Source organism: Gilliamella sp. Pra-s52 (assembly GCF_009795805.1).
Lineage (GTDB): Bacteria > Pseudomonadota > Gammaproteobacteria > Enterobacterales > Orbaceae > Gilliamella.
Genome location: NZ_WTEY01000011.1, coordinates 24,852 through 37,571, shown reverse-complemented (window position 1 = coordinate 37,571; position 12,720 = coordinate 24,852). Strand labels below are relative to the sequence as shown.

Genomic DNA, 12,720 nt, shown 5'->3' with positions numbered 1-12,720 from the left:
ACAATCATTATTCCTTTATAAAACATCACCGTTTGATGCAATAACCTGTTTAAACCAAATAAATGAATCTTTTCGGCTACGCTTTAATGTTCCGTTACCTTTATTATCTTTATCGACATAAATAAAGCCATAACGTTTTTCCATTTCCCCTGTACCTGCCGAAACCAGATCGATACAACCCCAAGGGGTATAACCCATTAAATCAACACCATCTTCTTCAACAGCAAGCTTCATTTGTTTAATATGTTCCCGTAGATAATCAATACGGTAAGCATCGTGAACACTACCATCAACTTCGACTTTATCGTAAGCACCAAAACCATTTTCAACAATAAAAAGCGGTAAATGATACATGTCTGTTAACCAATTAAGTGTATAACGAAGTCCCTCAGGATCGATTTGCCAACCCCAATCTGATTTTTTGACATATTGATTACCAACTAAATCAGTTTTTTCGTTATATTCATAGCTATCATTACCTTCTTTTTTCCTAATTGCATTAGACATGTAATAGCTAAAGCCAATGTAATCAACTGCACCGTTTTTCAAAACCTCAAGATCTTGATTGGTGATATCAAGTTTAAAATCTTTACGTTGCCAATATTTTTTAATGTGGTTTGGATACTCGCCATGCACATGCACATCAGCAAAGAAGTATTTACGCTCCATAACTTTTTGTGCCATTAAAATATCGCCTGGTTTACAGGTTTCGGGATAGATTGGCACCATTGCAATCATACAACCAATTTTAAAATCAGGATTAATTGCATGGCCAATTTGTACCGCTTTAGCACTAGCAACTAATTCATAATGAGCAGCTTGATACATAATCTCTTCGCGATTATCACCTGTTTTATAGTAAATACCTGAATTAGTAAAAGGCGCAAAATCTTCATTAAAATTAGCTTGATTATTAATTTCGTTAAATGTCATCCAATATTTGACTTTATTTTTATAACGATCAAAGCAAACTTCTGCAAAGCGAACAAAAAAGTCAATTAGTTTACGATTCCGAAAACCACCATACTGGGTAACTAAATAATAAGGTAATTCAAAATGAGAAAGGGTGACGACTGGTTCAATATTGTATTTTAAGCACTCATCAAAAAGATCATCATAAAACTTTAACCCTTCTTCATTTGGCGCAAGTTCATCACCATTGGGAAAAATACGAGTCCAAGCAATAGAAGTACGGAAACATTTAAAGCCCATTTCGGCGAATAACTTAATGTCATCTTTATAGTGATGATAAAAATCTATAGCCTCATGATTAGGATAATATTCTTCCGCAACGATACCTTCGGTAATCTTACGATAACTTTTGGGTGAGCCCACCGTCATTACATCAGCAACACTCACACCTTTACCACCGACTTGCCAAGCCCCTTCTAATTGATGAGCAGCAACAGCGCCTCCCCATAAAAAATCATTTGGTAAACCTCTATTATTCATAATTAAGTACCTGTGTTTATTAATAATTCAAATTTAGTATAAAAGGAAAAAAATAGAATTACTAACCAACTTTTTCCGTATTGATCAGGAAAAATTTAAATATATTTTTTGGGAAAGGTTATTAATTAATATGAGTAAAATGTACAGCCTTTTGTAATATTTACCGAAATGCAATGAATATCACAAAAATAAACGATGGAAATTAAATAAATTTTTCAAATTCCTCGACATATTTCGATGCACGAACTCAATAATCTCATATTGAGCAATGTTAAATATAAAACGTATCTTCTTTCATTATTACTAGCACTTGTTTTTTTATTCTTATTTCAAAAAAAAACCAAATGAAATCAATGGTTTTTCTAACGATTTTTTGCTTATTTAAAGTTATCTAACTATTTAAGTTTAATTTAAAGTTAAAAAAATAAAGAATAAATCCCCAGTCAATCACCCTAAAAAAACCGTCAGGAAAGATATTGATTTTATTGAAGTTTTTATTTGATTATTTTTACAAATCGACAGTCTGCACTATCATTCTTGCCGAACAGAAAAAACTATATAATAATAAATAAGTTGATTGAATAAGACAGTATATTATGAAGAATTTAGTGTTATTTTTAACGATGTTATTTAGTTTGTTTTGTGCTAATTATTCTTTAGCGGATCCTCAAAGTTCATCATCTCAATATAAATCTAGAGAGCATTTTGCCAATTTTGATGACTTTTACCAAAGTTTACCTATGTTGACCATACCGTTTGATACGCATTCGCTACCTAAAGGTAAATTTGTAGATAGCAAATTTTTTCATTTTGAGGACAATGATTATCGATATTATGATAATCCCCTAGATAAAGAACAACGTTATTTTACATTAAAAGATCTTACCTCTATTGGTCGTTTTGAAATCGATAATATTCGATTTGTGCTCTATAGCCTGACCTTTGATAGTGAAGGCGAAGGCATTAAGGAAGATTTAATGGTACTTAATGCTTTTGATGAAAATGGAAAATATTTAGATGAACTTATCTTATCAGCAAAAACAGGACATGAAGATCATTTGTTCTTTTATTCGTCTTTAGTGCTTAATAATCTATTTTATGTGCATGTCAAAGCCGATTATGAACTCGGATATTTTATTGATGTCAAAGATAACCATTATGACTATAAAACGAATGTTAATTTAACTTACCAGTTTAAAAACAATCAATTTTGGCGAAAGGAACATAAGCCTAATTGCCAAATACTTGATCTTAAAGGCTATTTAAATAGCATCGATAAAAAGCAGTTTGCTGACATTGCTGATGTTGCCACTTTTAATGATTATATTGCTTGCTATCCTGTATCTGAGCATCTTAATACATATAAAAAGATCGCCAGTCATATTAGAGATACTCGTTACTATTTTTTAAGTGATGCTGAATATCATCAACTTAAAAACCAACTTAAAATCATTTTAGACGATTAGCCGTTATATCCCAAAATGAAGCTTTAACAAAGCCTAATTTTTTCGTGGCACGCTGTGAATAGGAACAATGCCACGAATTGATAATATTAATAGCTCGCTAATCAAGCAATAGTGAAATAACTTGTGCTACGGTAATTTGATATGATCAATATAGCCTTTAACAATATGGATGCTTTTGTCAAAGAGTTGCTTTTCATTTTCGGTAAAGTCGAGTTTGATCACTTTTTTAATACCATGTTGATCTAAAATTGCAGGAACACCAATCGCAACATTTTTATAGCCATATTCGCCGTCTAAAATACAACTAAGCGCTAAGGCACGGTGGCTATTAGTGAATATGTGTTGGCAGATTTCGGTAATGGTACTGGCAATACCGTATTCGGTACAGTGTTTACGGTTAGCTATTTCAAAGCCCATTTTTCGAGCTTGAGTGCCAATTTGTTCAAAATCGATTTTGTTTTTTTCTAAATCATTAAGATTAATGCCATAAACCGATGAATGCGACCAAACAGGGAATTGTGAATCACCATGTTCACCCACAATAAAAGCGTCAATACTTTGTGGACCAATATCCATTTGTTGCCCTAATAATCGGCGTAATCGTACGGTATCAAGCCATACCCCTGTGCCAATTACGCGATGGCGTGGTAACCCTGATAGTTTCCAAACTTGATAAGTAATCGCGTCACAAGGGTTGGTGGCAATTAAGAAGATGCCTTTAAATCCGCTTTTCATCATGTTAGGCACGATACTTGCGATAATTTTAGATGTACCAGCAAGTTCTTCGGCTCGACTTTTTTGGGCAATGCCTGATGTGACGGTGATAATGGCTATGTCAATGTCTGAACAATCCGTTGATTCACGCAGGCTAACTTTGACCATGTTTTGTCGATAGGCCGCAGCATCTAATAAATCTTGCGCATGGCCATAGGCTAATTCTTTATTAAGATCAACGAGTGCTATTTCTTCACAAATACCTCGATTTACCAATGTGTAAGCCGTTGTTGATCCCACATTACCCACGCCAATAATCATCACTTTTCGCAATTTCATGTTAAGCCTCGCTTAATTTAACAAATAGTTAGAACGGTAAAGGTTAGATCAATAATATACCTTTAGTTATAGTGAATAAAGGGGCGTTATCGCGATCCTGATAATTATCTGTTTTGTGATAACTATTGGTTAAATAGACGGAACTATCTACTATTTAATTTAGTTTTATATACAATGAATTAAGTTATAGTCATACTAATAATGAAGCAATAAACAATAAATTTTAGGAAATATTTGACTTTACTTATTTAAATGATAATAATTCTCATTAATATTTATTGCTATTGTTTATAGTAATGCTGTTTCACTATTATCACTAATTAAATAAGACGTTATTTTCTTGATTGGTTAATTACTCTATTTGTTAATGGCTATCACTGAATTTTATTATTTGATTATGTGCAAGGAGTCGCTAATGAAGTTCAATTTTTTTAAAAACCGCAAAACGTTATTAAAGGTTATTTTAACTTCGTTAATTATTTTGACTGGCCAGTCCGAATGCGCCCACGCAGCAGATAAAAAATTCAAAGTGGTTACCACTTTCACTATAATTCAAGATATTGCACAAAATGTCGCTGGCGATGCCGCTGTGGTTGAGTCAATTACCAAAGTTGGCGCTGAAATTCATGAATACGATCCCACTCCACAAGATATTACTAAAGTGCTTTCAGCCGATTTGGTGTTATGGAATGGGCTTAATTTAGAACTTTGGTTTAAACGTTTTTTTGAAGATGTCAAAGATGTACCATCTGTTGTGGTAACAGACGGTATTGAGCCAATGCAGATCCAAGAAGGTAGTTATAAAGGTAACCCTAATCCACATGCTTGGATGTCACCAACTTTGGCGTTAGTTTATGTCGAAAATATCCGTGCAGCATTGGTTAAATATGATCCCCAAAATACCGGGATTTATAATAAAAATGCGGCTGATTATATTGCCAAAATTAAAGCACTTGATACCCCGTTACGTGAGCGGTTAGCCAAAATCCCTGATGAAAAGCGTTGGCTTGTGACCAGTGAGGGGGCTTTTAGTTATTTGGCCCGTGACTATAATTTGAAAGAAGCTTATCTATGGCCTATCAATGCCGAGCAGCAAGGTACACCTCAGCAAGTTAGGCATTTAATTGATTTAGTTAATAAAAATCACATTCCGGTGATTTTTAGTGAAAGTACCATTTCAAGCAAACCCGCTAAACAAGTAAGCAATGAAACGGGTGCAAAATATGGTGGTGTTTTATATGTTGATTCGCTTTCAACAAAAGATGGGCCTGTGCCAACGTATATTGATCTATTAAAAGTAACGGTTGAAACCATAGCTAAAGGATTCGAAGAATAATGACTCAAATTTGCTTGAATGTTAATGACATCACCGTGACTTATAATAATGGTCACACCGCAATTCATGATGCTAGCTTCCACTTAAATGGTGGCACTATTTGTGCTTTAGTTGGAGTAAATGGTAGTGGTAAATCGACTTTATTCAAAAGCATTATGGGAATGGTTAAACCAACCCGCGGTCGAGTGACGTTTAATGATATGTCTGTTAATCAGGCTTTAAAGCAAAATATTATCGCTTATGTACCACAGACGGAAGATGTCGATTGGGATTTTCCTGTTCTTGTATCGGATGTGGTGATGATGGGGCGATATGGGCATATGTCTTTTTTACGTATTGCAAGTAAAGAAGATAAAAAGCAAGTCGATATTGCGCTTGAACGTGTCAATATGCTTGATTTTAAGCATCGCCAAATTGGCGAGCTTTCTGGTGGACAAAAAAAACGTGTATTTTTAGCCCGAGCTTTAGCTCAGCAAGGTAATGTGCTGTTATTAGATGAGCCTTTTACCGGTGTAGATGTTAAAACCGAAAATGCCATTATTGATCTTTTGAAAAATCTGCGTGCTGAAGGTCATTTGATTTTGGTGTCAACCCATAACTTAGGTAGTGTGCCTGAATTTTGCGATCAGGTGGTGTTAATTAATCAAACGGTGTTGGCATTTGGTCCAACTGAAACTACCTTTACACCACAAAATTTAATGACTACTTTTGGTGGTGCATTGCGTTATCTTAGCCTATCGGGCGATAAATTACATGAAGATGAAGATCCCCGAAAAGTATCGATCTTAACCGATGATGAACGTGCTGCCATTTTTTACGGTGAAGGTAAACATGATTCTCCTCATCAAGATTTGTTGGTTAACCATGTTGAAAACGAACAAAAAAGGCCAAAATAAATGGAACTATTACTTGAACCATTCACCTATGATTTTATGTTCAAAGCAATTTGGGTAAGTAGTCTTGTTGGTGCGGCTTGTGCTTTTTTGTCGGCTTTTTTGATGTTAAAAGGCTGGTCGTTAATGGGCGATGCGCTTTCGCATTCAGTGGTGCCGGGGGTTGCTGGTGCTTATGCCTTGGGGTTGCCTTATTCGGTTGGGGCTTTTTTTACTGGATTGCTCGCAGCACTTGCCATTACCTTAGTGCGTGCTTTTACACGGTTAAAAGCGGATGCGATTATTGGTTTTATTTTTTCAACTTTTTTTGCTATCGGTTTGTTGATCATTTCCCTCAATCCAACCTCGGTTAATGTGCAAACAATTATTTTTGGTAATATTCTTGGCATTGACGATAGCGATATGTGGCAAGTGCAAATCATTATTTTAGTGTCATTTATATTACTTTTCTTTTTTTGGAAGGATTTATTAGTTGTTTTTTTTGATGAAACCCATGCCAGATCCATTGGTTTACAACCACTAAAACTAAAAATTCTATTTTTTACCATTTTAAGCGCCTGTACCGTTGCGGCACTGCAAACAGTGGGGGCTATTTTAGTTATTGCGATGGTTATCACTCCCGGGGCAACGGCTTATTTATTGACAAATCAATTTTCACGGTTGTTGATGATTTCAGTTGCAATTGGTGCCGTAAGCAGTGCTGTAGGGGCGTGGATTAGCTATTATTTAAATGGCGAAACAGGTGGCGTTATTGTGAGCTTGCAAACACTGATATTTATCGCCGCATTTTTATTTGCCCCACAACAAGGGCTTATTTCAAATCGCCTTAAAATACGTCAAAGCCGATTAAATAAAGGGGGAAAAGTATGACCGAATTTTGGGAGTTTATTTATTACCCACTTACCCTACCCCTTATTCAACGCGCAATTTTAGCCGCGTTAGCCACAGGTATTGTTTGTGCTTTGCTTTCTTGTTTTTTGGTGCTAAAAGGCTGGTCGTTAATGGGCGATGCGATTTCACACGCCGTTTTGCCAGGGATCGTGTTGGCGTATTTAGCAGGAATCCCCATCATTATTGGCGCATTTGCTTCGGGATTATTTTGCTCAGTGGCAACGGGGTATATTAAAGAAAACAGTCGAGTTAAAGAAGATACTGTCATGGGCATTGTATTTTCGGGAATGTTTGCGTTTGGTTTGGTGCTGTTTTCAAAGGTAGATACATCACAACATTTAAATCATATTTTATTTGGTAGTGTGCTTGGAACAAGTTATGACGAGCTTAAACAAATTATCCTTATTGCCACAATTGTGTCGATCTTAGTTATTATTAAACGCCGTGATTTAATGCTGTACTGCTTCGATCCCGTACAAGCCAAAGTGGTTGGTTTGCCAGTCAAGCTGTTGCATTACGGGTTATTAAGTGTGCTAGCTTTAACTATTGTTGGTTCATTAAAAACAGCTGGGATGATTTTAGTGATAGCGATGTTAATCGCTCCCGGTATCATTGCTTTTTCGTTAACTAAGCGGTTTGAGCGTATGTTAATCATAGCAGTATTGGTTTCGGCATTTTCAACCGTATTAGGTACGCTAATAAGCTATTATGTTGATGCATCAACCAGTGCAAGTATTGTTATTTTACAAGCAATTTTATTTTTACTAGCTCAAATTTATCAATTTATTGATAATAAAAAAATCGCTGTTAAAGCAGCGATTTAAGTAATGTTTAAATCATTGTAACAAAAATAGGCTAAGCATTGCCGTGTACGATTTTTATCGTTATTCATCATCTAAATATTTACTGGCATCAGCATAATTATCAAAGCGTGAAAACTGTCCTTGGAATTTTAATCTAACTTTACCTATTGGACCGTTTCGTTGTTTGCCTAAAATAATTTCGGCAATACCCTTATGTTCTGACGCCTCGTTATAAACTTCGTCACGATAGATAAACATGATCACATCGGCATCTTGCTCAATCGATCCTGATTCACGCAAGTCTGAGTTAACAGGTCTTTTGTCAGCCCGTTGCTCTAAGCTACGGTTAAGTTGTGATAGCGCAACGACAGGAACTTGTAACTCTTTTGCCAAGGCTTTTAATGAGCGTGATATTTCAGCAATTTCTAATGTTCTGTTTTCAGAGATATTTGGCACACGCATAAGTTGCAAGTAATCCACCATTATCATGCTTAAACCTTTATGCTCACGATAAATACGTCTGGCTCTTGAGCGTAATTCCATTGGCGTCAAACCCGATGAATCATCAATATAAATGTTTTTCTTTTCAAGCAATAACCCCATAGTGCTTGAAATTCTTGCCCAATCATCGTCTTGTAGTTGCCCTGTTCGAATTCGGGTTTGATCAACTCGTGAAAGTGAGGCCAACATACGCATCATAATTTGTTCTGATGGCATTTCTAAACTGAATATTAGCACTGGCTTTTCTTGCTCTAGTGCAGCATTTTCACATAAATTCATTGCGAATGTGGTTTTACCCATTGATGGTCTTGCAGCGATAATAATTAAATCGGAACGCTGTAAACCAGCTGTTTTTTTATCTAAATCCACATAACCAGTTGAAACCCCAGTCACACCATCATGTGGACGTTGAAAGAGTTCTTCAATCTTAGCCACGGTTGCCTCTAACACTTCGGTAATGCTTTTCGGGCCTTCACCTTGCTTTGTTCGGCTTTCAGCTATTTGGAAAATTTTGCTTTCCGCAAAGTCTAAAATTTCGGTACTATCACGCCCTTCAGTGGTATAACAGTTATCGGCAATATCATTTGACGCACTGATTAATTCACGCAAAATTGCTTGTTGGCGAATAATATCACTATAAGCAACAACATTAATTGCACTTGGCGTATTTTTAGACAACTCCGCCAAATAGGCAAATCCCCCTACATCGGCCAAAATATCTTTACTTTCAAGGCTTTCAGAAAGAGTAATTAAGTCAATTGGAGTTCCTTTGCTAACCAAAGTATGCATTTCAGAAAAAATCAATTGATGGTGACGTGAATAAAAATCCCGCTCGGTGATCATTTCTGATACCGCATCCCAACGTTGATTATCAAGCATCAAGCTACCAAGTACTGCTTGTTCAGCTTCGATTGAATGAGGTGGAAGCTTGATATTATGTAATTTTGATTTTTTCGCTTCTTGGTTTCTTGAATCTTTACTTGCGCTTTTTTCGTTACTATTCATGACATTTATCTTTTTAATTTGATTCAATTTTAAATGTTTTATCTATTCTATGTTCCGTTTTACAACTGAATTTATAATTTATTTTAGAAATAGCGGACCTAATGCTTGCGTTGGTATTTGGAATTCAGCAGGATAGTCGACCTGAACTAAATATAATCCTTCGGGTTTTGCCGTTGCTGCCGCTTGTGTTCTATCTTTAGCTTGTAACAGCTCATCGATCCATTCAGGGCGCTGATTACCCGCACCAACCTCAAGTAAGCTGCCTACAATATTGCGTACCATATGGTGCACAAATGCGTTAGCTTTAATGTCGACAATAATATATTCGCCCTGCCGCCAAACTTCAATATGGTGAATATTGCGCCACGGTGTTAATGATTGACACTGTGATGCTCGAAAAGATGAAAAATCATTTTCGCCTAACAGATACTGCGCTGCTTGGTGCATTAAGTTCTCATTCAACGGTAAATAATAATGCGATACCCCTTTGGCTAAAATGGCTGGCCGATAGCGATGATTATAAATCACATAACGGTAACGTCGAGCTGTGGCACTAAACCGAGCGTGAAAGCTATCATCTACGTTTTGCGACCAACGCACAGCAATATTATCGGGTAAATGCGAATTCACGCCCATTGTCCAAGCACTAGCTGATCGCACGGCTTGAGTTTCAAAATGGATAACTTGCCCTGTTGCATGCACGCCAGCATCTGTTCTTCCTGCACAAAATACAGTTATGGGTGAATTGGCAATAATCGATAGTGCCGATTCTAGCCTTTCTTGAATAGAATCGACCGACTGCTGCCGTTGCCAACCAAAATAAGCACTGCCATCATATTCAACACCGAGGGCAATTTTATATATAGTCATTAATGAGGATCTCAAGCGTTTCAATTAGCATTAATGCGCCTAAATAACGGATATTATCCGCTACTGACCAAAATTGAATTTGTTCATAATGACCATAACTGTGTCGTAAATTAGCCAATTTAATGGTTAGTTGGCTTTCTGATTCGGTGCTCACTTCGGTCACTGGCGTTGGCAAATTATCACCTTGGACTTCAACACCAAATTCGCCAAAACGAGCCATATCCAATTCAATTGGTAAACTACTTGATACATTAATGGCTTGTGATACACCATAAAACACGGGCACAATCACTGACTCAATAGAAACAGGAAGTTCATAATTACTCAATATTTTACGGATTTGGTTCACTTGTGATTTTTCACCTAATATCGCATCATCCTGTTCGTGAGATATAGGCAATAAGTTAAAGGCTAATTGTTTATCAAACAGTTGATTATCAACTGGCATACCATTTAATAAACGAGCACTTTGCCCGGCAAGTTCATCAACGCCAGACTTACCATACAATGATGCTGGAATAAAACTAGTTACATGTAAATTAGTTAATAACGCCATATCAGTCAACGATGCAACACAGCGCAATAATTGGCACACAGTGGCACTGGCAACAGCGATGATGTTTTCGTTACGGTATTCTGTTAATACACTATTATTAACTTTAGGGACTACAAGTGGAATATGATCCTGCTCGGCAAAATAACCACTTGCATCAATCACCACACAACCTGCCTCTGCAGCAACTTGTGCATATTTTTCACTAGTTTTTGCACCCGCTACAAAAAAGGCAAAATGGCACTCGCTCCAGTCCATTTGCGCACTATCAATCACGGTTAAATTCTTGCCAGAAAAGCGAACAATCTCGCCAGCACTATTATCACTACCAACTAGATAGAGATTTTCAATTTTTAGATTATTATCTTGTAAACCACGTTGTTGTAGTAGTTCAACTAGCGCAGAACCCACTTGTCCTGTCGCCCCAACAATAGCAATATTCCATGCAGACATATTTATCAACCCAAATAAAAAATTTAGCGGTAATTATATCACTATATTGTCAAAGATAGCGGAAAAAGTAATGACGATAGCATTGGATGAATAGATATTATCTAACAGTTAGTATAATCATGAAAAATGATAAGCCACCTTCAAGATGGCTTTTTTGATACAAGTTTTTTTAATTATAGTTTATTCACTTATTATATTAACATCTAATTACCTAACTCATCTTCGGCGTGTTTTATTGCTTGTCGATGCTGCTCAATTAAGCAAGTAAGCACCTTATCTAAATAAGGTTCGATATCGCTTTCATGAATTGGATCAGGTGTACTTAAACACGTTTTATCCATACTTTGTTTTAATGCTGAAAATGAATCTTTTTGTTGTTTTTTGTTATCAAGCAATTTTATTTTATCTTTTAGCTGATCTTGATAATAATTATAGACTCTAAAATCAAGGCTATAATCAGAAGTTCCATTCTTAGATGATTGATTAAAAAGTGCTATTGACTCTTCTAATGTTAAACCATATTCGACAGCACCTTTATGAAGATTAGTATTAAATTGGTTAGGATAAATAATTTGATAAGTTGCTTCTGGCATTTCAATTAACATCTCTTTAAGCACAAATTTCATATTGCTAACGTCAATATTGTAATGCTTCCATAATGTAGGAAAAGTCCCAGACTCATCCTCAACGGGTTCTGATTTTATCGACAATAGTGTGTAAATATCCCCACTTGGGGCAAGATAGTAATGTTGATAACCATTCCAAAGAGTAGGATTATTAGAAAAAGAGTTATTGGCTAAAAGAAGTTTATCTATTACCTGATTTTTGCTAATTAAAGATAACGTAATATCTCGCCCAGAATTAGGCTGGTCTTCCTCATTTTTTTTCTTAGGATTAACTGGGCTAATACTCAATTTTAATTGAAAGTCATTACCATTATAGACAACAGGATCATCATCGATTAATTTATCTAACTTTTTAAAATCAAATTTCAAATTATTTAAAGGGCAACGATTATCATACTTTAACTTGTCCTGTTTATTGAGTTGATTATATTCATCTTCATTTTTTGCACAATCTTGCTTCAATTGGTGCATATTAACATTAATAAAAAAAGGATCTCCACGATATTTAGGATTAATATCAAGTAATTGACCATAAGCACAATAACTAAATGCAAATAAAATTGTACTAAGTAAACGTTTTTTTATCATATAAGATTCCTTTTTACTTCCTTATCTCTGAATAACTCAATTTTATCTTTTTTATTAATAATAACACAACTTTTTACCTGATTTCTTAATAATCAAGTTTTTTATTCTAGTATCTTTATCTTTCTGATAAATCACTTTCGTCTAAACTGATTTCAATATCTTTGAAAAAGATTTTGGAACACAGATCGACAAAATAAAATTTGATCCCTTACAAAAAAAATCAATATCAG

General features: G+C 35.5%; 11 protein-coding genes. 5 read left to right on the top strand and 6 right to left on the bottom strand.

Annotated elements, in window-relative coordinates; all coding sequences use genetic code 11:
* Positions 1-15: 15 nt before the first annotated feature.
* Positions 16-1,452, bottom strand: coding sequence for a 6-phospho-beta-glucosidase (locus GQ594_RS08565; protein WP_160412104.1), 1,437 nt, complete (start codon positions 1,450-1,452; stop codon positions 16-18).
* A gap of 596 nt (positions 1,453-2,048) precedes the next feature.
* On the opposite strand from GQ594_RS08565, the gene GQ594_RS08560 reads away from it, so the two are divergent.
* On the top strand, positions 2,049-2,918 hold the full coding sequence (locus GQ594_RS08560; protein ID WP_160412105.1) for a hypothetical protein: 870 nt from the start codon (positions 2,049-2,051) through the stop codon (positions 2,916-2,918).
* Positions 2,919-3,044: 126 nt separating this feature from the next.
* Here the strand turns inward: GQ594_RS08560 and GQ594_RS08555 are convergent, their stop codons facing one another.
* Positions 3,045-3,971: an L-lactate dehydrogenase gene (locus GQ594_RS08555; protein WP_160412106.1), complete on the bottom strand. Its 927-nt coding sequence runs from the start codon at positions 3,969-3,971 to the stop codon at positions 3,045-3,047.
* A gap of 415 nt (positions 3,972-4,386) precedes the next feature.
* Here GQ594_RS08555 and GQ594_RS08550 point away from each other — a divergent pair, with 415 nt between their 5' ends.
* From GQ594_RS08550 to GQ594_RS08535, 4 genes are read left to right on the top strand one after another with little or no spacing between them, the layout of a single operon-like run.
* The gene (locus GQ594_RS08550) at positions 4,387-5,307 is read left to right on the top strand and encodes a metal ABC transporter substrate-binding protein (RefSeq protein ID WP_202112530.1); all 921 of its coding nucleotides are present in this window, start codon (positions 4,387-4,389) and stop codon (positions 5,305-5,307) included.
* On the top strand, positions 5,307-6,203 hold the full coding sequence (locus tag GQ594_RS08545) for a manganese/iron ABC transporter ATP-binding protein (protein ID WP_160400071.1): 897 nt from the start codon (positions 5,307-5,309) through the stop codon (positions 6,201-6,203). The genes GQ594_RS08550 and GQ594_RS08545 overlap by 1 nt, the downstream gene beginning before the upstream one ends.
* A complete protein-coding gene (locus tag GQ594_RS08540) occupies positions 6,204-7,070 on the top strand; it encodes a metal ABC transporter permease (RefSeq protein ID WP_160400072.1) in 867 nt (288 codons plus the stop codon).
* Positions 7,067-7,915, top strand: a complete 849-nt coding sequence (locus tag GQ594_RS08535) for a metal ABC transporter permease (protein WP_160412107.1) — start codon at positions 7,067-7,069, stop codon at positions 7,913-7,915. The genes GQ594_RS08540 and GQ594_RS08535 overlap by 4 nt, the downstream gene beginning before the upstream one ends.
* A gap of 60 nt (positions 7,916-7,975) precedes the next feature.
* On the opposite strand, the gene dnaB is transcribed toward GQ594_RS08535, so the two are convergent.
* From dnaB to GQ594_RS08515, 4 genes are all read right to left on the bottom strand, one after another.
* Positions 7,976-9,400 carry a replicative DNA helicase gene (gene dnaB, locus GQ594_RS08530; RefSeq protein WP_160400074.1) on the bottom strand — a complete coding sequence of 475 codons (1,425 nt, stop codon included), beginning with the start codon at positions 9,398-9,400 and terminating at the stop codon, positions 7,976-7,978.
* Between the two features lie 78 nt (positions 9,401-9,478).
* Positions 9,479-10,270, bottom strand: coding sequence for a tRNA pseudouridine(38-40) synthase TruA (truA, locus tag GQ594_RS08525; protein WP_160400075.1), 792 nt, complete (start codon positions 10,268-10,270; stop codon positions 9,479-9,481).
* Entirely contained in the window at positions 10,257-11,276 is a 1,020-nt protein-coding gene (locus GQ594_RS08520) for an aspartate-semialdehyde dehydrogenase (RefSeq protein ID WP_160412109.1), read from the bottom strand. Before GQ594_RS08520 ends, truA begins: the two co-directional genes overlap by 14 nt.
* Positions 11,277-11,479: 203 nt before the next feature.
* Entirely contained in the window at positions 11,480-12,490 is a 1,011-nt protein-coding gene (locus tag GQ594_RS08515) for a hypothetical protein (protein ID WP_160412110.1), read from the bottom strand.
* Positions 12,491-12,720: the final 230 nt, after the last annotated feature.

Bases quoted from the DNA above. Each gene is read 5' to 3' on its own strand.
- GQ594_RS08565 (WP_160412104.1), bottom strand. From the start codon at position 1,452: ATGAATAATAGAGGTTTACCAAATGATTTTTTATGGGGAGGCGCTGTT.
- GQ594_RS08560 (WP_160412105.1), top strand. From the start codon at position 2,049: ATGAAGAATTTAGTGTTATTTTTAACGATGTTATTTAGTTTGTTTTGT.
- GQ594_RS08555 (WP_160412106.1), bottom strand. From the start codon at position 3,971: ATGAAATTGCGAAAAGTGATGATTATTGGCGTGGGTAATGTGGGATCA.
- GQ594_RS08550 (WP_202112530.1), top strand. From the start codon at position 4,387: ATGAAGTTCAATTTTTTTAAAAACCGCAAAACGTTATTAAAGGTTATT.
- GQ594_RS08545 (WP_160400071.1), top strand. From the start codon at position 5,307: ATGACTCAAATTTGCTTGAATGTTAATGACATCACCGTGACTTATAAT.
- GQ594_RS08540 (WP_160400072.1), top strand. From the start codon at position 6,204: ATGGAACTATTACTTGAACCATTCACCTATGATTTTATGTTCAAAGCA.
- GQ594_RS08535 (WP_160412107.1), top strand. From the start codon at position 7,067: ATGACCGAATTTTGGGAGTTTATTTATTACCCACTTACCCTACCCCTT.
- dnaB (WP_160400074.1), bottom strand. From the start codon at position 9,400: ATGAATAGTAACGAAAAAAGCGCAAGTAAAGATTCAAGAAACCAAGAA.
- truA (WP_160400075.1), bottom strand. From the start codon at position 10,270: ATGACTATATATAAAATTGCCCTCGGTGTTGAATATGATGGCAGTGCT.
- GQ594_RS08520 (WP_160412109.1), bottom strand. From the start codon at position 11,276: ATGTCTGCATGGAATATTGCTATTGTTGGGGCGACAGGACAAGTGGGT.
- GQ594_RS08515 (WP_160412110.1), bottom strand. From the start codon at position 12,490: ATGATAAAAAAACGTTTACTTAGTACAATTTTATTTGCATTTAGTTAT.